The 23,041-nt window shown below is 65.1% G+C and carries 20 protein-coding genes; 9 read left to right on the top strand and 11 right to left on the bottom strand.

All coding sequences use genetic code 11. The features are described 5' to 3' along the window. The 4 genes from VFZ97_12915 to VFZ97_12900 all read left to right on the top strand — a co-directional run. Window positions 1-227, top strand: a 227-nt coding sequence (locus tag VFZ97_12915; protein HEX6394334.1) for a hypothetical protein, incomplete at its 5' end; no start/stop codon positions are given. Between the two features lie 250 nt (window positions 228-477). Then, window positions 478-1,683, top strand: a complete 1,206-nt coding sequence (locus VFZ97_12910) for an amidohydrolase family protein (protein HEX6394333.1) — start codon at window positions 478-480, stop codon at window positions 1,681-1,683. 12 nt (window positions 1,684-1,695) lie between these two features. Beyond that, window positions 1,696-2,880: an acyl-CoA dehydrogenase family protein gene (locus VFZ97_12905; GenBank protein ID HEX6394332.1), complete on the top strand. Its 1,185-nt coding sequence runs from the start codon at window positions 1,696-1,698 to the stop codon at window positions 2,878-2,880. Window positions 2,881-2,898: 18 nt separating this feature from the next. Then, window positions 2,899-4,785 carry a S9 family peptidase gene (locus VFZ97_12900; GenBank protein ID HEX6394331.1) on the top strand — a complete coding sequence of 629 codons (1,887 nt, stop codon included), beginning with the start codon at window positions 2,899-2,901 and terminating at the stop codon, window positions 4,783-4,785. Here the strand turns inward: VFZ97_12900 and VFZ97_12895 are convergent. The 6 genes from VFZ97_12895 to VFZ97_12870 all read right to left on the bottom strand — a co-directional run bounded on the left by VFZ97_12895 (window position 4,782) and on the right by VFZ97_12870 (window position 11,440). Continuing rightward, a complete protein-coding gene (locus VFZ97_12895) occupies window positions 4,782-4,973 on the bottom strand; it encodes a ferredoxin (protein HEX6394330.1) in 192 nt (63 codons plus the stop codon). The two genes, VFZ97_12900 and VFZ97_12895, sit on opposite strands and share 4 nt — an antisense overlap. Before the next feature lie 76 nt (window positions 4,974-5,049). Next, on the bottom strand, window positions 5,050-5,643 hold the full coding sequence (locus VFZ97_12890) for a histidine phosphatase family protein (GenBank protein HEX6394329.1): 594 nt from the start codon (window positions 5,641-5,643) through the stop codon (window positions 5,050-5,052). Between the two features lie 10 nt (window positions 5,644-5,653). Then, window positions 5,654-6,916, bottom strand: a complete 1,263-nt coding sequence (locus tag VFZ97_12885; GenBank protein ID HEX6394328.1) for an MFS transporter — start codon at window positions 6,914-6,916, stop codon at window positions 5,654-5,656. Between the two features lie 81 nt (window positions 6,917-6,997). Continuing rightward, window positions 6,998-7,717 (bottom strand): C4-type zinc ribbon domain-containing protein, encoded by a 720-nt coding sequence (locus VFZ97_12880; GenBank protein ID HEX6394327.1) that lies wholly within the window; start codon window positions 7,715-7,717, stop codon window positions 6,998-7,000. Between the two features lie 12 nt (window positions 7,718-7,729). Beyond that, on the bottom strand, window positions 7,730-9,838 hold the full coding sequence (locus VFZ97_12875; protein ID HEX6394326.1) for a transglycosylase domain-containing protein: 2,109 nt from the start codon (window positions 9,836-9,838) through the stop codon (window positions 7,730-7,732). A 69-nt stretch (window positions 9,839-9,907) separates the two neighbouring features. Beyond that, window positions 9,908-11,440, bottom strand: a complete 1,533-nt coding sequence (locus tag VFZ97_12870; protein HEX6394325.1) for a Ppx/GppA phosphatase family protein — start codon at window positions 11,438-11,440, stop codon at window positions 9,908-9,910. Between the two features lie 113 nt (window positions 11,441-11,553). Here VFZ97_12870 and VFZ97_12865 point away from each other — a divergent pair, with 113 nt between their 5' ends. Continuing rightward, a complete protein-coding gene (locus VFZ97_12865; protein ID HEX6394324.1) occupies window positions 11,554-11,880 on the top strand; it encodes a DUF3817 domain-containing protein in 327 nt (108 codons plus the stop codon). 5 nt (window positions 11,881-11,885) lie between these two features. Here VFZ97_12865 and VFZ97_12860 read toward each other — a convergent pair whose 3' ends face one another. Genes VFZ97_12860 through VFZ97_12840 form a run of 5 tightly spaced genes read right to left on the bottom strand, consistent with a single transcriptional unit; the run spans window position 11,886 to window position 17,232 of the window. After that, entirely contained in the window at window positions 11,886-12,665 is a 780-nt protein-coding gene (locus VFZ97_12860) for a protein phosphatase 2C domain-containing protein (protein HEX6394323.1), read from the bottom strand. An 8-nt stretch (window positions 12,666-12,673) separates the two neighbouring features. Then, complete coding sequence (locus VFZ97_12855; protein ID HEX6394322.1) at window positions 12,674-13,381, bottom strand: VWA domain-containing protein; 708 nt, start codon at window positions 13,379-13,381, stop codon at window positions 12,674-12,676. A gap of 17 nt (window positions 13,382-13,398) precedes the next feature. Further along, on the bottom strand, window positions 13,399-14,871 hold the full coding sequence (locus VFZ97_12850; GenBank protein ID HEX6394321.1) for a hypothetical protein: 1,473 nt from the start codon (window positions 14,869-14,871) through the stop codon (window positions 13,399-13,401). A 50-nt stretch (window positions 14,872-14,921) separates the two neighbouring features. Next, complete coding sequence (locus tag VFZ97_12845; GenBank protein HEX6394320.1) at window positions 14,922-15,665, bottom strand: VIT1/CCC1 transporter family protein; 744 nt, start codon at window positions 15,663-15,665, stop codon at window positions 14,922-14,924. Window positions 15,666-15,681: 16 nt separating this feature from the next. Further along, window positions 15,682-17,232: an AMP-binding protein gene (locus tag VFZ97_12840; GenBank protein ID HEX6394319.1), complete on the bottom strand. Its 1,551-nt coding sequence runs from the start codon at window positions 17,230-17,232 to the stop codon at window positions 15,682-15,684. 94 nt (window positions 17,233-17,326) lie between these two features. On the opposite strand from VFZ97_12840, the gene VFZ97_12835 reads away from it, so the two are divergent. From VFZ97_12835 to VFZ97_12820, 4 genes are read left to right on the top strand one after another with little or no spacing between them, the layout of a single operon-like run. Continuing rightward, complete coding sequence (locus tag VFZ97_12835) at window positions 17,327-18,952, top strand: carboxyl transferase domain-containing protein (protein ID HEX6394318.1); 1,626 nt, start codon at window positions 17,327-17,329, stop codon at window positions 18,950-18,952. A 2-nt stretch (window positions 18,953-18,954) separates the two neighbouring features. After that, window positions 18,955-20,928 (top strand): biotin carboxylase N-terminal domain-containing protein, encoded by a 1,974-nt coding sequence (locus VFZ97_12830; GenBank protein HEX6394317.1) that lies wholly within the window; start codon window positions 18,955-18,957, stop codon window positions 20,926-20,928. Continuing rightward, window positions 20,925-21,878, top strand: coding sequence for a hydroxymethylglutaryl-CoA lyase (locus VFZ97_12825; protein ID HEX6394316.1), 954 nt, complete (start codon window positions 20,925-20,927; stop codon window positions 21,876-21,878). The genes VFZ97_12830 and VFZ97_12825 overlap by 4 nt, the downstream gene beginning before the upstream one ends. 4 nt (window positions 21,879-21,882) lie before the next feature. Beyond that, complete coding sequence (locus VFZ97_12820) at window positions 21,883-23,037, top strand: acyl-CoA dehydrogenase family protein (GenBank protein ID HEX6394315.1); 1,155 nt, start codon at window positions 21,883-21,885, stop codon at window positions 23,035-23,037. The last annotated feature ends 4 nt before the right edge of the window (window positions 23,038-23,041 follow it).

The raw sequence follows: 23,041 nt of genomic DNA, 5'->3' as shown, positions 1-23,041 counted from the left end.
ACCCGACTTGGGGCGAGGTGATCGCAGCGGCGATCGTCGCCTCACCCGGGGCGAGCCCCCCTGACCTCGCCGCCGTGCGGGCCTGGCTCGGCAGCTCGCTCGCCTCCTACAAACACCCCCGGCTCGTCTTTGAGGTCCGCGCGATCCCTCGCACAGTGGCGACCGGCCAGATCCAGCGAACGCTTCTGCGCGACGAGCTTCTCCCGCTACTCACCGCGAACAGGTGAAGAGATCCCCGAATCCTTCCGTAGGTACACGACGAGCCCGGCCGGGGTGGCGGGTGGGACTCCGGGGCCGGGCTCGCGGCGGCCAAGTTGTTGTGACTACGTGCCGCAATTAGAAAGATACCCGTCGGCGTTGAGAAAACACCGAGGTTTTCCACAGATTTGACCCGAAGTTGTGACGGGGTGGCATTCGGGTCGAAAACTGTAATAAGCTTCTAGCTTTCCGGGACGACCGCTGGAGGCCTAAAGACCGATGAGCGATCGCTACACGATCATCTCAGCCGACACCCACTCTGGCGGCAGCCACGCCCAGTACCGCGAGTATCTCGACTCCGATTTCCGCGACGAGTTCGACGCGTGGAGAGGCAAGTACCGCAACCCGTACAAGGATCTGAAGGACACCGATCTGAGGATCCGGAACTGGGATACCAAGCGCCGCTGGGCGGACCAGGAGCGCGACGGTGTCGTCGCCGAGGTTCTGTTCCCGAACACCATCCCGCCGTTCTTCCCGAGCTTCGTCCTGTTCGCCGCTCCCCCCGGTCCCGAGGATTACGCCCGCAGGCGTGCGGGAATCCGGGCTCACAACCGGTGGCTCGCAGACTTCGTCTCGGAATTCCCCACCAGGCGTGCTGGGATCGGGCAGATCTTCCTGAACGACATCGACCACGCCATCGAGGACGTCAAGTGGATCAAAGAGCACGGTCTTCGAGGCGGCGTCCTGCTGCCGAACATCCCTCCCGACGTCAAGTGGATCAAGCCTCTCCACCACCCGGACTACGACCCGCTGTGGGCAGTATGTCAGGATCTCGAGATACCGGTCTCCAGCCACGGCGGCACCGGAGCCCCCGAGTACGCCAAGACGCCGTCTTCGGCGGTGCTGATGATCGCCGAAGTCCCGTTCTACTCGCAGCGGCCGTTCCAGCAACTTCTCATCGGGGGCGTATTCGAGCGGTTCCCCCGGATCAAGTTCGTAATGACCGAAACCGGGTGCGCCTGGATACCGCCGCTTCTGCGCCGGCTCGACGACCTGCTCGCACGGATCCGCACCAATAAGGCGGTGGGAGAGCTGCGATTCAGCGACGACATGATCCTGCCCCTCTCGGCGACCGAGTACTTCCGGCGCAACTGCTGGGTCGGGGTGAGCCAGCCGACACCATCCGACGTGCTGGCGAAGATGGAGCTCGGCGGAGATCACTTCATGTGGGGCAGCGACTACCCCCACGACGAAGGAACCTTCCCGTTCACGCGGGAGCACCTGCGGCAGTTGTTTCACGACACCTCGGAAGCCGACCTTCGTGACTTCCTGGCCGGCAACGCGGCAAAGCTCTACGACTTCGATCTCGACGCGCTGGCTCCCATCGCGGCCGAGCACGGTCCCACCGTCGAGGAGCTCGGGGCGCCTCTCGAGGAATTGCCGGAGAACCCGAACGAGGCGCTGCTTCGGGCAGCCGCCGGCTAGACCCAGACTTAGTTGGATTTCGACGACACCCCCGAAGAGGCGGCGTTTCGCGGCGAGTCACACGCCTGGCTCGTCGCTCATGCAAAGCCGCGTTCGTCCGAAAGCCTTCCTCCGGCGACGCTCACCGACGCCTTCTCCGCCGAGGAACGCGAACACGTCCGACGGTCAAAGAAGTGGCAGGCGACTCTCTACGACGGGGGTTGGGCGGGGATCACTTGGCCGAAGGAGTACGGGGGAAGGGGCGGCACGCCGATCCAGGCGGTGATCTTCGCGCAGGAACAGGCGTGCTTCGACGTGCCGGCGGGGGTCTTCGCGCAGGGCATCGGGATGGCGGGGCCCGCGCTGATGGCTCACGGCAGCGAGTGGCAGAAGGACCGTTTCCTGCCACCGATGCTCCGCGGGGATGAAGTTTGGTGCCAGCTGTTCAGTGAACCCGGATCCGGCTCTGACCTCGCCAGCTTGTCAACGAGAGCAGAGCTCGACGGCGAACGGTGGATCGTCAACGGGCAAAAGGTTTGGACATCCAGCGCCCATTACAGCGACTACGGGATACTCCTTGCGCGCACCGGGGAGCAGGCGGATCGCCACCGCGGGATCAGTTACTTCCTGCTCGACATGCGCACGCCGGGGGTGGAGGTTAGACCGCTTCGCCAGATGACCGGCTCGGCGCATTTCTGCGAAGTCTTCTTCACCGACGTGGCCATCCCGAGGGAGAATCTGGTCGGGCCTGTCAACGGGGGGTGGGCCGTTGCGATGACCACGCTCATCAGCGAGCGAAGCTTGATCAGCCTTCTTGGTGGTGATCGCTTTCCTCGGCTTGTTCGGCTGGCCCGCTCGAGCCGGGTTACCGCTGACCCAACGGTCAGGCAGGAGCTCGCCGACCTGTACATCGGGTTCGAGATCGTCAAGTACCTCGGATGGCGGCAGATGACCGCGATGAGCAAGGGAATCGAGCCGGGACCGGAGAGCTCGGTGGCCAAGCTCGGGCTGTCTCTGCGACTCGGCCAGATGGGCGATCTGATCATGAGGGTTCGCGGCGCCGGCGGAATGGTCAGCAGTGAAGACCCCCACGTTGCGTACCTCGACTCGTTGTTCATCGGTCAGTGGTCGTCGCGCCTAGGGGGCGGCACCGAACAGGTCCAACGAAACATCATCGGCGAGCGCATCCTCGGACTGCCGCGGGAGCCGGGACGCTAGACCCGTAAGATCGCTCGGGTGACACAGAGGGTCGCCCCCTATGGAACCTGGGCATCGCCGGTAACACCAGAGCGGCTCGTAGAAGCCGTGGTGCGGCTCAGCCAGCTGCAGGTTCACGACGACAGCGTCTACTGGGTCGAATCGCGCCCCGCCGAAGGCGGGCGAGAGGTGATCGTGCGTGCGACGCCCCAAGGACACGTCACGGACGCGATCCCCGAAGGATTCAACGCACGAACACGCGTGCACGAATACGGCGGGCGCTGCTATGCGCTCCACGGTGACAGGCTCGTGTTCTCCAACTGGAACGACCAACGACTCTGGTTGAAACAGAATTCGTCCGCGCCGGTGCCGCTAACGCCCGAGCCACCCGAACCCGCGTCGCACCGCTACGCGGATCCGGTGTTCACCGCGGACGGAGGCTCGGTGGTATGCGTGCGAGAGCGGCACCTTCCGGGCGGCGAGGTGGTCAACGACCTGGTTGCGGTCCCCTCGAACCCGCGCGCCGGCCAAGAACCGCGCGTCCTGGCGGCCGGGCATGACTTCTACGCAGCGCCTCGCATTTCACCCGACGGAACCCGGCTCGCTTGGCTCACGTGGGACCTTCCCGATATGCCGTGGGAGTCGACCGTCCTTTGGACAGCCGGGATCGGCGGCGACACTGAGGTTGGCACGCCAGCACCCCTCGCCGGCGGTCCGAACGAGTCGGTAACCCAGCCGAGATGGTCACCGGCGGGGGTGCTTCACTACGTGTCCGACCGGACCGGCTGGTGGAATCTGTACGACGAGGACGGAACCGCACTCTGCCCCGTGCCGGCCGAATTCGGGCGACCCGACTGGACTTTCGGCGCGTCCACCTACACGTTCGTTGAAGACGGACCACTCGTCGCCGCATGGGGATCGAAGGGGGTGGAACACCTCGGTGTCGTGGCGGAGGGACGAGCGGAGCCACTTTCGCCGTCTTTTTCCTACTACTCATCGGTGGTTGCGGCGGGCCGGTCCGTCATCGCGATTGCTGCCTCGCCGACGGAGGCGGCTGCGGTCGTAAGACTCGACACGACCGGCTCGGTCGCTGGGGTCCTGCGCCGGAGCCAGGAACCTTTCCTCGAGCCGCCCGGCGTCTCCGTTCCTCAACCGGTCGACTACTCAACCGGCGGCGGCGACACGGCCCACCTGCTGTTCTACCCGCCGGCAAGCGCGGACTTCGTCGGCCCGGAGGAGGACGCGCCTCCTGTCGTCGTGTTCATTCACGGAGGCCCCACCGGTCAAGCGGTTCCGGCGTTCGACCGGGGCGTCCAGTACTGGACCAGCCGCGGGTTCGCGGTGGCGGATATCAACTACCGGGGGAGCTCCGGATTCGGCAGGGCGTACCGCGATTTACTGCAGGGCCGTTGGGGAATCGCCGACATCGAGGACTGCGCGGCGGCGATCGACTGGCTTCATCGCGAAGGCCTCGTCGACGGAACGCGTGCCGTGATCCGAGGCGGCAGTGCAGGCGGCTTCACGGTTCTGGCAGCCCTCGCCTTCACGAACGCTTTCGCCGCCGGGGCAAGCCTCTATGGAGTGGCCGACCTGGAGCTGCTCGCGAAGGACACCCACAAGTTCGAGTCCCATTACCTCGATTCGCTTGTCGGGCCCTGGCCGGAGGACGCTGACGAGTACAAGAAACGCTCGCCGCTGTACCACGTCGACGAGATCGCAAGCCCGTTGATCCTCTTCCAAGGTTCGGAGGACAAGGTCGTCCCGCCCGAGCAATCCAGATTGATGTACGAGGCGCTAACGGAGCGCGGCGTTCAGGCCGAATACTTCGAGTTCGAAGGCGAACAGCACGGATTCCGCAAGGCGGAGACGGTCGTCGCCGTGGCCAGGGCCGAACTCGACTTTTACCTTCGCGTGCTGGCTCTCTAGTCCTCTATCTTCAGGGCCTGCTTGGGGCACCGTTGTACGGCCTCTTCGACCTTCGCCCGCAGCTCCTCAGGCGGGTTCTCCTGGAGAAGGTAGAGGTAATCGTCGTCTCGCACCTCGAACACCTCGGGTGCGGCCGCCATGCACAAGGCATTGCTCTCGCACAAGTCGTAGTCGACTACCACGCGCATCGGTTACCTCCGCAAGAAACAACGTTTTCGGAAGCACCATAGCGGTTGGGCGGCTCCCGGGAGGACCGGCTACCCCCTAAGCCGAGGGCCGGAAATGGGTCTCGTTGAAGCTGCGAAGAGACGGCAGCGGGACGCCACCGGCCGTTCGACCGGGACCGATGACCGAAACCGAGGCGACGTCGACGAACGTCCTCCAGGCGATCTCGTCGCCGGCGGCGATCGCCCAGGCGACCGCCGCTTTGATCGGCGAGACGTGGCTCACCACGACGACGTCCTCCAACGCCGCTTCCTCCCAAAGCTCATCGCAAGCCTTGCGAACGCGGGCCGCCATCACAGCGATCGACTCGCCTCCGTCTGGCACGTACGAGAGGTCAAGGCTCCATTGCTTCCAAAGCTCGGGAGCCTCCTCGAGTCTCATCCCGTCGAACACCCCGTAGTCGATCTCGATCCATCGCTCGTCGACGCTCACCGGCGGTCCCAGAAGCTCCGCGGTGTCGCGCGCTCGTCCCAGAGGGCTGGTTACCACCCTGGCGGCGTTCCGCAAGAACGGCACCTCGCCCAGAGCCCGGGCCTGCCGGAACCCGAGTTCGTCCAGAGGGACATCCAGACGGCCCAGCAGCCGCCTGCCGGCGTTTTGGGCCGTGCGCCCGTGGCGAACCAGGTAAAGCATTTTGGCGACGCTACTCGGCGCCGGCCGCGACCGCCGTGACCTCGGTGGCGGTGTCCGCCACAGGTTCTTCTTCCAATTGCTCGTCCGACTCCGTGTCGGAAATTCTCCGGTCCCCCAGGTTCATCCAGCCGTACGCGGCTGCTGCGAACGCGGCCGCCGCGCCGAGCCCCAAGGCGTAGCGGGCACCGAGGGTTCCGCCCACGAAACCAACGATCGGGCCGCCGACGGGTGTCGAGCCCAGGAAAGCAACCGACCAGAGCGACATCACCCTGCCCCTCATCGACGGTTCCGACTCGAGTTGCAGGGTCGTGTTGCCCAACGCCAGGAACGTGACCGAGCACGCCCCGACCAGAAGTAGCGCCAGCTCCTCGAAGAGGAGAGAAGTGGCCAGTGCAGCGAGCAGGACGAACGCTCCGAACACCGCTGCGGTTATGACGAGGAACCGTGGTCCCTGCCGGCGGCGCCCGGCCACGACGAGACCTCCGACGACCGCGCCGGCGCCCATGCACGACGTCAGGTACCCGAACGTCTTGGAATCCCCGTGGAAGGTGCCCCCCGCCATGAGCGGCAGCGACGTCTGAAACTCGTAGGTGAGGCAACCGATCAACGCCATCATGATCAGCGCGTTCCGCACCACCGGGGTGCGGCCCACGTAGCGGAATCCCTCGATGAGCTGACCCCGCATCTGTGCGGTTCTCGGCGCGGGAGACAGATCGTCCTGATTCATCAGCGCGAGCGCGATAAGCACGAATCCGAACGACACGCCGTTCACTAGGAAACACCACCCGCTGCCCACCGTCGCGATCATCACGCCCGCTACCCCCGGCCCGACGGCCCTGGCGGCGTTGACCATCACCGAGTTGAGCGTCACGGCGTTGGCGAGCTGGTCTCGCCCGACCATCTCCACGATGAACGTTTGCCGCGTCGGATTATCCACGGTGTTGATCAGTCCGAGCGACACCGCGATGGCGTAGAGCTCCCAAAGTTGGAGATGCCCTGACAACTCGAGCCCTGCGAGCGCGAATGCCTGCAACCCGGCCAGACCCTGGGTGAAGAAGAGAATGCGGTACTTGCCGAACCGGTCGGCCACAGTCCCGCCGAGCGGGCCGAGGACAAGTATCGGGAGAGTCTGGAGCGCGATGACCAGGCCCACCTGGAAGCCCGAGTGGGTCCGGGTGTACACGATCCAGGACTGGGTGACGCTCTGCATCCAAGTGCCGACAAGCGAGACGCTCTGCCCCGCGAAGTAGTACCTGTAGTTGCGGGCACTCAGAGACGAGAAGGTTCGGGAAATGCGCAGACTCCTTAGCGTCGCTAAGAAGTCTACGCCATGCCGGCGTCTAGGGCGCGGGGTTTACGGAACCAGTATGCGACCGCACTGGTCGCAGGTCACCATCTCCCCGGGTGGGAGGTGCCGGATCCTGTCCAGCTCCGTGGCAGGAAGGGTGAGATGGCACCCGTCGCAGCGGTTCCCGGCCAGCCGGGCGACGGCCACACCGCCCAGGCGGGCCCTCAGCTGGTCGTACACCCGAAGTAGCTGGTCCGGCACCCGGGCAACAACCTGCTCGCGCTCGGCCGCCACGGCGTCCAGCTCGGAGTCGACGACCGATTCGGCCGCAGAGAGGGCGCCTACCGCTCCCTGTCGTTCCGCTTGAAGCGTGGAAAGTCTCGCCTGGATTTCGACGACCTGCCGATCCAGCGGTTCGAGTTCCTCGAGAACCTCCAGGATCGAGTCCTCGAGCTGCGAAGCGCGCTCCTTCAATGAGTCGACGTCGGCGGCCATCGCCTGCAGCTCCCGAGATGCAGAGACCTCGCCGCTGTACAGCCTGCGGTTGACCGAGTCGGCTCGCGTCTCGGTCGACTCCAGCTCGACCTCGAACTCGTTTTGCTTGGCGGCAACTTCGTCGCGTCTGCCGGCTGCCTCGGATAGCAGGGCTTCGGCCTCCGCAATGCTCGTTTCGATGCCTGCGAGGGCTGATCGCTCGGGGAGGTTCCGCCGCCGGTGGTCCAGCTGGTCGACACGGGTGTCGGCAGCCTGGAGGTCGAGCAGCGCTTGAAGGTCGGCGCTGCTCATGGTTCCAGGAAGTCAGTGGTGGTGGTGACCGGTTGGGGCGGTGGTGGGAGCCTGGGCTTGGTCTCCGCCGCCGTTTGGCGAGGGGTTGTTGTTTCCGTAGTTGCCACCGTAGCTGGGCGGGACCGGGTTGTAGTTGTTGAATGTGCCGTTGTGGTCGAGGGCGTCGTCTTGCACAAGCGATGGCGAGGTTATGTAAAGCGGTGCCGGTAGCTGCCCGTAGTCGGGCGGCACAAACTGCGCTAGCGGCTGGGCGGCCAGAGCGGCCGACATGAAGTCGTGCCAGGTGATCGCGGGGAATGTGCCTCCGTAGACCTGGCCGATGCCTCCGACGTCGCTCATGGGGACCTCCGCGTGGGCGCTGCCCATCCAGATCGTCGCCTCCAGTTGGGGGGTGAATCCGTTGAACCACGCGTCGACGGCGTTGTCGGTGGTGCCGGTCTTTCCGGCGGCGGGCCGGTCAGCGAGCGAGGCCGCGGTGCCGGTCCCGAACTGGATGACCGATTGGAAGGCGACTGTCGCCTCCTGGGCGATCAGTTCTGGAAGGACCCTGTGACCGGCGTCGGCTCCGTTGTAGACGTCGGCTCCCGAGCGATCCACGATGTGGTCGATGAAGGTTGGCCGGTGGTATACGCCGCCGTTGGCGACGGTCGCGTACGCAGCCGCCATTTCGATCGGATGCACTGCGACGCTTCCGATGACAATCGATGGGTAGGGCGGAAGGTTCGAGCTGATGCCAAGGCTGTGCGCCGTAGCAATCACGTTCCCGAGCCCGACCTCGTGGGCCAGCCGTATGAACGCGCAGTTGACCGAGAACGCAGTCGCCTGTTGCAAAGTTAGAACTCCGGCGCCGGTGTCGCCTTCGTCGTTGTGAGCCGGGTTGTTCACCAGGTCGTGGTCCGTCGGAAAGTTGATTGCGCATGGCGACTGGCCGTCGAGAGTGTCGAAGATGGAGTATCCCTTCTCGAGAGCGGCGAGAAGAGTGAAGATCTTGAACCCTGACCCGGGCTGGCGGGTGCCCTGGGTGATGACATCGAAGTGGTCCTGATTGAAGTTCGGGCCGCCGACCATGGCTCGCACCTTTCCGGTGCTCGGGTCAATGGCGACCATCCCTTCTTGAAACCCCCGGTTGTTGGCTGGTGTGTCGTGGGCGACTGTCGTCTCGGCAGCGACCTGTGTCGGAGGGTCGAGATTGGTGAAGATCTGAAGCCCGCCCTCGAAGACTGCCTGGTACCGCTGGTCATAGGTCCCGCCTAGAGGGCTGCTTGTGCCGAGCAACTCGGTCACCACCTCGCTCACGTAGTAGTCGCTCACCGCATCGGCGTGAACCGGTGGGACGACAATCGAGGTGGGCAGGGGCGACGCGATCGCCGACGCTTCTTGGGCTGCGGTGACATCCCCGTAGTGGCGCATCCTGTCGAGGACCTGAGCGCGCCTCTGGCGGGACTGTGCCGGCTGAAGGATAGGGTCGTAACCACTCGGGTTCTGGATCAGGCCGGCGAGCATCGCGGCTTGGGGAACGTTGAGCTGGCTGGCGTGCTCCCCGAAGTACGTGTTGGCTGCGGCCTCCACCCCGTACGCCCCGTTTCCGAGGTAAATGGTGTTCAGGTAAGCCTGCAGGATCTGTTCCTTGCTGTACTTGCGCTCGAGCCGGTCGGCAAGGACTGCCTCCTTGATCTTCCTGGAGAGCTTTCTCTCAGAGGTGAGATAGGTCTGCTTGACCAGCTGCTGCGCAATCGTGGACCCGCCCTGAAGCCCGGCTCCACCCGACGAGTCCGCCGCCAGGGCGCGGGCGATCGACGGGATGTCGAATCCGCCGTGGATGAAGAAGCGATGATCCTCGGTGTCGAGGGCGGCAGCGACCATTATCGGTGCGACCTGGCTGAGCGGAACGGGTTTGCGGGTTTGCGATGCGGTGAGAACCGCAAGGACCGTCTTTCCGTCGTCCGCGTATACAGTCGATCCCCCGAGGGGTGTGCTATCCAGCTTCGCAAGCGGAGGGATGGTCGCGCTGGCGGCATAGTGAAGCAGGCCGACTCCCACGACCGACAGCGCGCTGAGAGACCCGGCCAGCACGAGGGAAGCAGCACCTATGACTGCGACGAGGCGCCTCAAGGGGGACACGTAGGAACAACCGTACCCAGAGAGGCCATCGGCGAAGCTTGCCCGCGGCGGCAGAAGCTCTCCGCGGACCTAGCGCTCGGCAACCTCGAGCTTGCAGTCGAACACTCGCTCGAACAGCTCCCGCTTCCTTCGGAGACCCCAAATCTCCAGGTCGATGTCGTCATCGGCGTCCACGGTGACCTCTACGACACCCGGTCGAGCCTTGACGGAGACGTCCGTGACCGGCCCCCCGTGACTGCGGTCGAGCCCGTCCGCGACTTGCAGGAGCGCGACAAGCTTGTTGATCGTCTGTTTCTGGTCGGCGGAGAGGCGCGCATACGGCTCGAAGGATGCTTTGGGCGTTCCACGCTTATGAAAACGGCCCATGCACGCGAGCATGGCGACTTCGTCGGGGCTGAATCCTCTGAGCCGCCCGTTTTCGATCAGGTACGCAGTGTGACGCTCGTGCCCGTCCATGCTCACGTGCTCCCCGATGTCATGCAGGAGTGCAGCGAGCTCGAGGAGTTCCTTCTCCTGATCGCCAAGTCCGTGCAGGACCACGGTGCCGTCGAATAACTCGCCGGCAATGCGCGCGACCTTGCGGGCGTGAACTTCGTTGAATCCTGAACGCCGCGCCAGGCTCTTCACCGACTCACGGCGTATCGCTCTGGGGTCCGGGTCCCAGTCGGCGCGGCTGTGGTGCTGGATGGAGTCGAGAACCATCCCCTCGCGAAGCGCCCATTCGCAACCGATCATCGTGTCGAGTCCGGCAAGCTTCATAACTGTCGTAGCCACGAGGACACCAGCGGGGAGAAGATCCGCTCGGCGCGCTTCAACGCCGGGGAGTTCGGCACGTTCCGCCGAAGTCATCGACAGCAATTCTTTCGACAACGACTCGAGGTCGTCGAGCGACACCTTCAGCTGGTTGACCGACGAAGGAAGCGAGCCCCCCTGCCTGTATGCGCAAAGAGCAATCAGCGTCCGCAGAGTTCCGCTGCTTCCAACCGCCACGCGGGCTCCGGCATCCGCGATCGACGGCAGGAGAGGATGATGGATCCGGCTGGTCACCGCGTCGGCCACCCGCCTGCGGTCGGAACTGGTTGGAGGGTCTCCTCGGACCAGCCCGGCAGTCAACCGCGCAACACCCAGCTTGAGGCTCGCCGACCACGACAACCCGCTCGAATCCCCGATCATCAATTCGAGGCTGCCGCCGCCCAGATCCATGGCGAGCGCGGGTCCCGGATCAATCACTACGCTCGTGCGCACAGCATCGAAGACCAAACGGGCTTCGTCCTTGCCGCTGATCACCTTCACTTTTACGCCGGTCTCTTCCTCGATGCGGTCCACCACCGCCAACGAGTCGCCCGCCTCGCGAAGCGCCGACGTGGCGCAGGCCACGATTTCGTCGGCCCCGAGCGAGACGGCCAGCGCCTTGAAGCGGGCGATCGTCTCCACTGCCGCGGCTCCGGCTTCCTCGCCGACCTCTCCGTTTCTGGCGACCACGCTGCCCAACCGGAGCATCTCCTTGTCGCGGGCGAGCGGTTCGAAGGTCCCGTCCGGGTGTGCGTCCGCGACAAGCAGGTGGAACGAGTTGCTCCCGAGGTCCATCGCGGCGATCCGCACGCTTCGACCGTACCCTCTTAGCCGCCCGGGACTCGGGCAATGATGGAACCGGCCAGCGCGGAGACGACTACCTCAGCTTCGATCCAGGGGATTAGCCTGTGCCCCTGGTGAGGATGATCCGCCTTCTGCGCAAGGTCGCCTTCTGGGAAGCAACCTTCTTCGTGGCGCTCTGTATCGCGTGGGTCGTTTCGCTCACCGGCTACAGGTTCCACGGCGCGCGGGCGGCGGCCCTCATGGTCGTGGGTTTCACCCACGGCTGCGTGTTCACGGCGTATCTGCTGCTCGTCCTTCTGGTCCGCTCGAGAATGAGGTGGAATCTGTTCACCACCTTCAGCATCCTGGTGGCGGGTCTCATCCCAGGCGGGGGTTATGTGGTGGAGGCCTGGGCGCTCAGCGGTGCACGGGTGGAAGCGCTGGGCGAGGTCCTCGAACGGACTTGATCCGCTCATAACCACAGCAGGACGATTGTCCGGTCGTCATGGCAGCCCTGCCGCGAGAAGTCGGCCATCCGCGCGAGCTCCAACGGTGCCGGGCGGGCGGCAAACAGCGCTGCGAATGCAGGCGCCACAGTTGTCGGGCCATCTCGCCAAGGATCCCCGATGCCGTCGCTCGCGAGCACGAGAACCTCGCCTGGCGTCAAGTTCAGGGACGTGCGCTCCGTTTGAGGGTCGTCGGCAGGCAGGGCGGCGGTGCTGACGTCGACGGTTTCGTCGTCGTCGGCCGCGGCCCGGAACAGGTCTTTCCATGTCGCCCCGTCTGACTGAACAAGAAGAGCCGTGCTGTCGCCCACCCGCGCGACTTCCACCCGACCGTCGCGTTCCACGACCGCGAGCACGAGAGTCGTCGCCCCTCCCCCGGTGCAGGCTTGGTTGGCCGCACGTACACCTGCGACTACCGGGTCGTCGGCGTCCCCGACGGCGACCTCAACGGCCGTTCTGGCGGCAGCAGTTGCGGCCTGTCGCGACCCGTCGACGGAACCCAGGCCGTCCGTAACAGCTAAGGCCAGCCTCTCCTTGCCGGCTGACCAGGCGTAGCTGTCCTCGCTGGGCTCGCCGGCGAGGCGGTGCCTAACCCCGGCCACGCTCGCGGCCCGAAGGGTGCACCATTCGGTCGACCCGCCCGCTGCGCGGTACAGGGCTTCAGAAGCGTCCCCGTGAGCTGCGAGTCTGGGTTCCTTTTCGGCAGCCGAGGAGGGGCGCCCGAGCACCAGTGGGTCGACAGCCAATCGAGCAGTCAGTCGAGGGGGTCGACAGGAATCGCGTTCATGCTCGGCAACTCGGGGACGACGAGCTGTGCCGACCCGGTGTAAACGCTCGCCGAGGAGCTGACGATCGACTGGATGAGACCAGATATGAGCTCCGGAACCACACGGCTCGGCGGCGAGCCTTCGTCGGCAATGAACGCCCGGTTGGGCTTCGTTCCGGCAACTTCTGTGAGGATCGCCGGGTCGGCGTCCCCGAAGCCGAACGCAAGGATGTTCGGGTGGCGTTTCCAGGACGGGTCGGTGAGCCGGGCGAGCGCGGCTCTCCACCGCTCCGGGTCGTCGGTCGGCCTTCCGTCCGAGATGAACACGACCGCGGGCCGGTACCACTTGTCACCTCCCGCACGGCTCGTTTGGTAGTCCGACTCGATCTGCTGAAGCAGGTGATCGAAGGCCGCCGCGTAGGACGTTCGCCCCTGAGCTGACACTTCCGGGATCGCCTCCACCAAGCTCAGATCGCACAACGGGAGGACGGTGTGGGCGACGTCGCTGAAGGTGATGATCCCGAACCGGATGACCTCCGCGATCGCGGGGTCCTCCCCCACGCTGGACCGGAGAATCGGGAGCTCCTTGTTGACGCTGTCGATCGGGGCTCCGGACATCGATGCGGAGACGTCGAGGCACAGGTAGAACGGAAAGACGGCGTACCGCTCCTCGACGCTGACGTTGGCGGAAGTCATATCCAGGGTCACGCTAGCTAGATCCCGAGGAACGGAGCCACCGCCATCGCCACCAGGAACAACCCGAACGCCGCGACTGCGAGGTCAACCGCGGCGCACAACGCGAGTCGTTGGACATTCTCACCCGCACCAGCGCTTCCCTGGCCCGCGATGCCACGGACCAGCAGACGATGGGCGTCGAGCCACCACTGCAGCGCGATCCTGAGCCCGGCAGAGATCTGCCCCATGGCTGGGTCCGCCCGCACCGAGCCGGCCGGCGTCGTGCTCTGGCGTGTCACCGATCCGGGCGGGCTCGAACCGCGGGCGGCCGCAGATGAGCTCTGCGTAGGACCAGTCCCGCCCGAGGTGGACCTTCTTGTCAACCCACCGGACGGGTCGGACGAACCAGTCTTGACCACGAGGCGGGCAGGCCGTGGATGGTGCACTGAAGCCACGACCGGGCGAACGGTCACGTCGGTTGGCACATCGGTACGACCATCGTCGGAGCGACAGCTATCCATGCTTACCCGCGGCTGGGGTACGGCTGCCCGAACCGGACCACCGCCCTGGGCCGACCAGACGGAGTGCAGCATGCCCGCCGCGCCCAGCCCGTCCAGCACCGCTTCAAGAGCGGCCACCCACTCGGTCGGCGCCGGACGGCTCTCCGGCAGCTCCGTGCTGAGCCCACGCGCGCACAGGGCCCACAAGGGCGACGCCGGTCCGAGAAGCACCTCCCCTGCGAACCCGGGAGGAATAGGGAAGTCGATGCTGATCGACCCGCCCTGCCTCTGCCGCGCTTGAACGGGAAAGTTCGCCGCGCCGACGACACGAAGGAAGATCAGCGCCAACGAGTACCGGTCCGACGTGAGAGCCGGGTTTCCGCCGGGAGGAACGGCAGGGTCATCCCAGTTCGGAGTCATCGCCCGCCGGCGACCTTCGACGCTCAAACTTCGACCGTCCGCTCCGTATCGCTCGCAGTTGTCACAGTCGATCAGGAAGACTTCAGGCCCCCTCTGCATCGACCACAGGACGTTTTTGGACGAAAGGTCGCCGTGGCCGACGCGCGGTTCCAACCGGTCGAAAGCCTCGAGAACACGGGCGAGGGCGTAAACCAGGCCCAGGCGCTCGGCGCCGAAGGAAGCCGGAAGAGACAAGCCATAGGCCACTTCCCGGTAAGCCGGATCGGCAGTCAGGTAGCTGAGCGTGGCGAGTCGGGTGGAGCCGTCTCGGTGACGGACCGAAAACCGGCGCGGCGCCCTCGCGACGAGCACCCCGATCGCGTCTCGGGAGCGGCCGCCACTGGAGCCGCCGCGCTCGACGACTGAACCGGGCCAGGACGTCGAAGACCGCACCCTTCCGATCAGATCTGGATCGCCGGATTCGGGCCAGCCAACCAGGTCCTCGAGGTGGGCGTGGTTCGCCCGGTGGCGGTACTCCTTGAAAACCAGGTGCGGATGCAGCGGAAGTTCGAAGACCCGACCCTCCCCACCTTCCGCAAGCAGTTCGCCCACCCGGATCGCCTCCCGCGGCAACGACGGCGGCACGGACCGGGGAGCTTCGGTCACGTGGTTGAGACCCCGAGGAGGTTCCCGACTCCGAAGGTGATCCCCGCAGCGACGATCGCGACGACGAGCTGGCGAAGTGCGGACTGGGGGATACTTCGCCCAGCCAGCGCGCCGATCATCGCCCCCAGGGCGAGAGCGGCAGTGGCGCCGATGACAACCGATGATGTCACCGCGGCGGTGCCGCTGGCGAAGAACCAGGGAAACAGTGGCAGCAGCGCCCCGATCGAGAAAGAGATAAACGACAGAACCGCTGCTCGTTCGGCGGTCCCCGCCGCGTTCGGATCGATGCCCAGCTCCATCCGCGCGTGGGTGTCGAACGCGACGGCGTCGTTGGCCGACAGAATCCGGGAAACGGTGTCCGCATCTGTTTGCGAAAGCCCCCTGGCGCGGAACATGCCGGCAAGCTCGCGCCTCTCCGCTTCAGGCTCGTCCGCCAGCTCCTGGCGCTCGATCTGCAGCTCCCGCTGTGTGAGCTCATGCTGAGCGCGGACAGACACCAGTTCCCCGGCGGCCATCGAGAAGGCGCCGGCGAGAAGCCCGGCGACTCCCGCTAGCCGCACGGTGGAAGCACCCGGGGACGCGCCCGCGACACCGAGCACGAGTGAAACGTTGGTCAGTAACCCGTCGCCCGCACCGAGAACGGCGGCCCTCGCGCCACCCGCCTGGACGTTGCGATGGCGGGTCAGCCGTCGTGGGTCCCGGCCCGTCAAGAAAGCAGAGACGGTGCTGAGGGCAGACATGCCATCAGGTTAGGGCTCAGACGATCGAAGTCCGGTGTCCCTCCCAGTACTTGTCCCTCACCAGCCGCTTGTACAGCTTCCCGGTCGGAAGCCGCGGAAGCTCCTCGACGAAGTCGACCGAACGCGGGCACTTGAAATGCGCCAGATGCTCCCGGCAGAAGCGAATCAGCTCGGTCTCCATGCCTCCGCCCGCCCTGTCGGGATCCACAAGTTGGACGACCGCCTTTACCTCCTCCCCCAAATCCTCGTTCGGAACCCCGATAACCGCTGCGTCGAGCACCGCCGGGTGGGTGATAAGGAGGTTCTCCGTCTCCTGCGGGTAGATGTTCACCCCTCCCGAGATGATCATGTAGCTCTTGCGGTCGGTGAGGTAGAGCCAGCCCTCCTCGTCCACGTGACCGACGTCTCCTACCGTGCTCGACTCCCCGTCTGCGCTTCGGCTGTCGGCCGTCTTCTTGGGATCCCGGAAGTACTCGAAATTGGTCGCGCCGCGAAACCAGACGGTGCCATCGACTCCGGTCGGACACTCGTCTCCGTTCTCGTCGAGGATCAACAACTGCCCGAGCAGGCATCTGCCCACGGTCCCGGGGCGCTTCAACCACTCGTCCGACGTGCAGAAGGTCATCCCGTTGCCCTCGGTCGCCGCGTAGTACTCGTTGAGAATCGGGCCTAGCCAGTCGATCATCGCCTGCTTTACCGGAACAGGGCAGGGAGCCGCGGCGTGAATGATGGTCTCCAGCGACGAGGTGTCGTACTTGAGCCGCACCTCGTCCGGCAGGCGCAAGAGCCGGGTGAACATGGTCGGGACCATCTGGCAAGTGGTCACCTTGTATCTCTCGACAAGCCGAAGCCACTGTTCAGGGTCGAACCGCTCCATGATGACGGAGGTGGCGCCCAGGTTCAGCGCGAGGGACACGCTGCGTTGAGGTGCCGAGTGGTATAGCGGAGCCGGGTTCAAGTACATCATGTCCTCGCGGAAACCCCACAGATAACGGAAAAAGACCGTCTGATCCGGCTGCTCGCCGGGGGTTCCCTCGGGCAGCTCGCGGTATATGCCCTTTGGATGGCCAGTGGTGCCCGACGAGTACAGCATCGGAGCTCCCATCGATTCGTCCCGAACCGGTTCGGACGGGAACGCGGCGATCGACTGTTCGTAGGGTTCCCAGCCGCCCTCCTCGGAGATGAGACCCACCATGAACATGCGGCTCAGGCCCTCACACCGGGAAGCCGCATCCGATGCAGCCTGCTGTCGAGCCGCTGAACTGAACAACACTTTCGACTCCGAGTCGGTGACGATGTAGGCCACTTCTTCGGGTGACAGGTGCGAGTTGACCAAGGTGTAGTACAGCCCAGTCCGTTCGGCGGCGGCCTCCACCTCCAGCATCTCGGGGCAGTTCTCCATGTAGACCGAGATGTGATCGCCACGCCGCAGGCCCGCATCGCGGAGCAAATGGGCGACGCGATTCGCGCGCTCCTCATACTCCTTGAAGGTGAGTGTCGCCCCGGAGCCTGCCATTGTTATCGCGACCCGGTTCGGGTCCTCCTCGGCGTGCCGGCGTGCGTACAAGGGTCCCCCCGTCTCGTCTGGTTAGCCCATCTCGTTTCATGGCCACAGTACCCAAGTCCGCCTGATCGGCCTGTGCCCGTAACATTCTCCAGTCATGACCACGGCCACCTTCACCGCCGCTCGAGAGTTCCCCGTGCTGCACACGTCCGCTGACACGGCTTCCGAGGAGTTCCGCCGGAATACCGCTTCGCATCTCGGGCTGGTGGCCGATCTGAGGGAGAAGCTCAGAGTGGCAGCCCTCGGGGGGCCCGAGGCTTCGAGGCGAAGACACACCGACCGGGGCAAGCTGCTCCCGCGAGACCGCGTCGAGCACCTTCTCGACCCCGGCTCACCCTTCCTGGAACTGTCCCCTCTCGCCGCGAACGGGATGTACGGACACGAGTCTCCCGGCGCGGGGGTAATCACCGGCGTAGGGATGGTCTCCGGGCGACGGTGCGTGATAGTCGCGAACGACCCGACCGTGAAGGGCGGGACCTATTACCCGATCACGGTGAAGAAGCACCTCAGGGCTCAGGAGATTGCGTCGCAGAATCGTCTGCCCTGCATCTACCTGGTCGACTCGGGTGGGGCCTTCCTCCCCGCCCAGGACGAGGTGTTCCCGGATAGAGACCACTTCGGCAGGATCTTTTACAACCAGGCCAATCTGTCGGCCACCGGGATTCCGCAGATCGCAGCGGTACTTGGCTCGTCGACGGCCGGTGGTGCCTACGTGCCGGCGATGAGCGACGAGACGGTCATCGTCGCCAACCAGGGGACGATCTTCCTCGGGGGGCCCCCGCTGGTCAAGGCCGCGACGGGAGAGGTAGTCACCGCGGAGGACCTCGGGGGCGGCGATCTTCACGCCCGCCGCTCCGGAGTTACCGACCATCTCGCGTCCGACGAGCGTCAGGCCCTGGCAATGGTGCGAGCAATCCTGGCGACGCTTGGCTCTCCCCCAGCGCCGCCGTGGGACGTCCAGGATCCCGACGAGCCGAAGGTCGATGCCGATCAGCTTTACGGTGTCGTGCCGACGGACACGCGAACCCCTTACGACGTAAGAGAAGTCGTCGCCCGCCTCGTGGACGGCAGCAGGTTCCTGGAATTCAAGGCGGAATACGGACCCACTCTGGTGACCGGCTTCGCGCATATCTGGGGACATCCGGTCGGTGTCATCGCGAACAACGGCGTTCTCTTCAGCGAGTCAGCCCTGAAAGGCACCCACTTCATCGAGCTCTGTGACCAGCGTTCAATCCCCTTGGTGTTCCTCCAGAACATCAGCGGGTTCATGGTTGGCCGTGATTACGAAGCCGGAGGAATTGCAAAGCACGGAGCCAAGATGGTGACCGCTGTCGCCTGCGCAAGAGTCCCGAAGATGACGGTGATCATCGGGGGGAGTTTCGGAGCGGGTAACTACTCCATGTGCGGCCGCGCGTATTCGCCGCGGTTTCTGTGGATGTGGCCCAACGCCCGGATCTCAGTGATGGGCGGCGAGCAAGCCGCCTCCGTTCTTGCCACCGTCGCCGATCGCGATAGCACTTGGTCCGACGAAAAGGTCGAGGAATTCAAGCTACCGATCCGCGATCAGTACGAAAGGCAAGGAAATCCGTACTACTCGACCGCACGCATATGGGACGACGGAGTGATCGACCCGCTCGACACGCGGCGGGTGCTGGGTCTGGCCCTTGCTGCTGCCGGCGAGGCCCCGCTGGAACCGGTCCGCTACGGCGTTTTCAGGATGTGACGGTGTTCGAGTCCGCTGCGATTTCCAACCGTGGGGAGATCGCCGTCCGCGTCATAAACGCTCTGCGTTCGATGGGAATCAGGTCGGTCGCCATGTACACCGATCCCGACCGTGATGCACCTCATGTGCGCATGGCCGACTCGGCCATCCATATCGGTGGGCGCTCCGCCTATCTCGACGTCGACGCGGTCGTTTCCGCCGCCTTGGAGGCTGGAGCCGCCGCCCTCCACCCCGGTTACGGCTTCTTGTCCGAAAACCCCGCGTTGGCCGAGGCCTGCGAGCAGGCTGGGATCGTTTTCGTCGGGCCATCAGCGTCGGCGATCAGGGCAATGGGCGACAAGATCAACGCGAAGCGGCTCGTTTCTGAGGCGGGTGTGCCGGTGGTGCCGGGACGCGACGGCCGCTCGCTCGATGACGCCGGCCTCGCCGCGGCCGCCATAGAAATCGGCTTGCCTGTTCTGCTGAAGCCGTCGGCCGGCGGCGGGGGCAAGGGGATGCACCGGGTGGACCGCCGGGAGGGTCTTGTGGACGCCATCTCGGCTGCGACGCGCGAGGCGATCGCGGCATTCGGCGACGGAACCCTCTTGGTCGAGCGCTACATCAACCGGCCGCGGCACATCGAGGTCCAAGTTCTTGCCGACGTCCACGGCCGCGTCGTCGCACTCGGGGAAAGAGAGTGCAGCCTCCAGCGGCGTCACCAGAAGATCGTCGAGGAGTCCCCCTCGCCGGCGGTCGATCCCGACACGCGGGCAGCCATCGAGCAGGCGGCAATTTCGGCGGCGAAATCCTGCGGGTACGTCAATGCCGGCACGGTCGAGTTCATCGTGTCCGCGGATCGACCTGACGAATTCTTCTTCATAGAGATGAATACGCGGCTCCAGGTCGAACACCCGGTGACGGAGATGGTGCGCGATCTCGATCTGGTTGAATGCCAACTGCGGATTGCAGCCGGCGAAGCTCTCCCATGGCCAGATCAGAGCTCTGTCCCCCCGGCCCGGGGCCATTCTGTGGAAGCCCGGATTTACGCGGAAGATCCTCGCCGTGGCTTCCTTCCGGCGACCGGGACGGTCCGCGTTTACGCCGAGCCGTCCGCGACTGGAGTCCGCGTCGATTCCGGAATCGGGCTCAGCAGTGAGGTCGGCACCGGCTACGACCCGATGCTCACCAAGGTGATCGCGTTGGGAGCAACCCGCACCGAAGCGTTGGCGAAGCTGCGGCACGCCCTTGCGGACTTTGCTTTGGTCGGGGTCACCACCAACATCGGATTCTTGCGCCGGTTACTGGCTGATCCCGACGTTGTCTCCGGCCGGCTCGACACTGGCCTCGTCGATCGGGTTCAGGAGTCCCTTGCGGCGCCGCCGGAGGAAGGATGGGTGGTCGGTGCTGCGGCCATCGTCGCGGAACTTATCGGCTCAGCTCAATCCAAGGGGCCGTGGGAAGTGCTTGACGGATGGCGAATCGCCGGGCCCGCTCCACGCTTGTCGCGCTGGAGGCTGTTCGACGAGGCGGTCGAGGTTTCGCTTACCGGCAACCTCCGAGAAGAAGGCGCGGTCGATTGGGGTGCTGGAGAAGTCAGGGTTCGGGCGGTGATCGACGGAGACGTCTTGGAGCTGCAGATGGGCGGCTCGCTCGAGAAAATCACCTTCGCTGCGGAAGGCGACTGCGTCTGGATCTCGCATCGCGGTGACACCTGGACTGTCACCATGGAACGGGAGACAATCGATCACGCCGGCCCGGCGGGAACCGGGCCGGGCCCAGTGAGCAGCCCAATGCCCGGTACCGTGCTCGCGGTGCATGTCAAGAGCGGAGACTCTGTCCGGGCAGGTCAACCTTTGGTGACGGTGGAGGCCATGAAGATGGAGCACGTCGTGTCTTCCCAGATGGACGGCACGGTTACCAGGGTGCTTGTCGCTCCTGGCGAGTCCGTATCGCTCGGTCAGTCGCTCGCGGAAGTCACGGAGGAGGCACCCGCTTGAGCCTCCGCTCGCCCTCGGCACATCCCAAGGCGGGGTTGCCGCACGCGGTCGAGGTGTACGAGGTCGGCCCTCGTGACGGCCTCCAGAACGAGTCCGCGGCTCTGTCGGTCGAAACCAAGCTCGAGTTCATTGAGCGCCTGATGGCCAGTGGGCTATCGGTGATAGAGGCCACGAGCTTCGTATCTCCGAAGTGGGTTCCGCAGCTCGGCGACGCGGACGATCTTTTTCCGAAGCTGCCGAAGCGAGCAAACCTGCGCTTCCCGGTTCTTGTACCTAACGCGAACGGATTGGAACGAGCGGTCACGGCTGGCGCTACTCAGATCGCGGTCTTCGCGAGCGCGACGGAGAGCTTCGCCAAGAACAACCTCAACCGCAGCGTCGACGAAGCCCTGGCGATGTTCGAGCCCGTCGTGCAAACTGCGCGCTCAAACGCGATGTGGGTCAGAGGCTACGTCTCGATGTGCTTCGGTGATCCGTGGGAGGGAGAAGTTGCATTGGGTCAGGTCGTCGGCGTGTGCCGGCGCTTGGTCGACATGGGGTGTGATCAGCTGAGCGTCGGCGACACAATCGGCGTGGCCACGCCCGGCCACGTTCATGACCTTCTGGAGTCACTCGCCTCAGCCGGGATACAAACGGGGCAAGTGGCGGTTCACTTTCACGACACCTACGGCCAGGCGTTGTCGAACACGCTCGCCGCGCTCGAAGCCGGTGTCGCCACGGTTGACGCTTCCGCAGGCGGGTTGGGCGGGTGCCCGTACGCCAAGAGTGCAACCGGCAACCTGGCGACCGAGGACCTGGTGTGGATGCTGCACGGGCTCGGGGTGCAAACCGGGATCGATCTCGATGCGCTGATCGGAACCAGCGAGTGGATGGCCGCCCAGCTGGGCCGGCCGAGTCCGTCGAGGGTAGTGCGAGCGCTCGCGTCCGAACGCCAACAGAGAGAGAACTAGGCACGTGGAACTTTCACCCGAGCACGAGGCGCTGCGATCCACCGTCGAGCGCTTCGCCCGCACGGAAGTCGCCCCGGTGATCGGCGAGATTTACGAGAAGGAGGAGTTTCCGTATTCGCTCGTCGCGCGCATGGGCGAGATCGGGTTGTTCGGGCTTCCCTTCCCGGAGGAGTACGGCGGAATGGGGGGCGACTATCTGGCCTTCTGCCTCGCCCTCGAGGAGCTTGCGCGCGTCGACTCGTCGGTGGCGATCACCCTGGAGGCCGGCGTCGGACTCGGCGCTACGCCGATCTACCGGTACGGCACCGAGGAGCAGAAGCAGCGCTGGCTTCCCGACCTTTGCGCGGGCAAATCGCTGGCCGCGTTCGGTCTCACCGAGCCGGGCGGCGGCTCAGATGCGGGTGCGACACGGACGACGGCTCGCCTCGACGGTCCTGAGTGGGTGATCAACGGGACCAAGTCGTTTATCACCAACTCGGGTACCGACATCACCTCTGTCGTCACGATCACCGCGCTGACCGGGACGACCGAAGGTCGAAGGCCGGAGATCTCGGCGATCATCGTCCCGTCTGGCACACCGGGTTTCACCGTTTCGAAGAAGTACTCGAAGGTGGGGTGGCTCGCTTCTGACACGCGGGAGCTGTCCTTTTCGGACTGCCGGGTGCCGCAGGCGAATCTGCTCGGTGAGCGAGGCCGAGGTTACGCCCAATTCCTCAACACGCTGGACGAGGGGCGAATCGCTATTGCGGCCCTGTCGGTTGGTTTGGCTCAGGGATGCGTAGACGAGAGCCTTCGCTACGTCGATGACAGAGAGGCCTTCGGGCACAAGATCTCGGAATACCAGGTGCTCCAGTTCAAGATCGCCGACATGGAGGCTCGCACCCACACTGCCCGGCTGGCCTACCGGTACGCCGCCCGGCTGCTGCAGGCGGGCAAGCCGTTCAAGAAAGAGGCCGCGATCGCAAAATTGGTGAGCTCGGACGCGGCCATGCTGAACGCACGAGAGGCGACTCAGATCTTCGGTGGGTACGGATTCATGAACGAGACGCCGGTCGGCCGTTTCTACCGGGATGCGAAGATCCTCGAGATCGGCGAAGGAACTTCGGAGGTACAGCGGATGCTGATCGCCCGCGAGCTGGGGCTTCCCGCCAAGCCTTGAGGGT

It is taken from the genome of Acidimicrobiales bacterium (genome assembly GCA_036378675.1).
GTDB lineage: Bacteria > Actinomycetota > Acidimicrobiia > Acidimicrobiales > Palsa-688 > DASUWA01.
This window is presented reverse-complemented; position numbering and strand designations above follow the sequence as displayed.

Coding starts and splice junctions, on each gene's coding strand:
- VFZ97_12910 (HEX6394333.1), top strand. CDS start 478: ATGAGCGATCGCTACACGATCATCTCAGCCGACACCCACTCTGGCGGC.
- VFZ97_12895 (HEX6394330.1), bottom strand. CDS start 4,973: ATGCGCGTGGTAGTCGACTACGACTTGTGCGAGAGCAATGCCTTGTGC.
- VFZ97_12890 (HEX6394329.1), bottom strand. CDS start 5,643: ATGCTTTACCTGGTTCGCCACGGGCGCACGGCCCAAAACGCCGGCAGG.
- VFZ97_12880 (HEX6394327.1), bottom strand. CDS start 7,717: ATGAGCAGCGCCGACCTTCAAGCGCTGCTCGACCTCCAGGCTGCCGAC.
- VFZ97_12865 (HEX6394324.1), top strand. CDS start 11,554: ATGATCCGCCTTCTGCGCAAGGTCGCCTTCTGGGAAGCAACCTTCTTC.
- VFZ97_12855 (HEX6394322.1), bottom strand. CDS start 13,381: ATGACTTCCGCCAACGTCAGCGTCGAGGAGCGGTACGCCGTCTTTCCG.
- VFZ97_12845 (HEX6394320.1), bottom strand. CDS start 15,665: ATGTCTGCCCTCAGCACCGTCTCTGCTTTCTTGACGGGCCGGGACCCA.
- VFZ97_12835 (HEX6394318.1), top strand. CDS start 17,327: ATGACCACGGCCACCTTCACCGCCGCTCGAGAGTTCCCCGTGCTGCAC.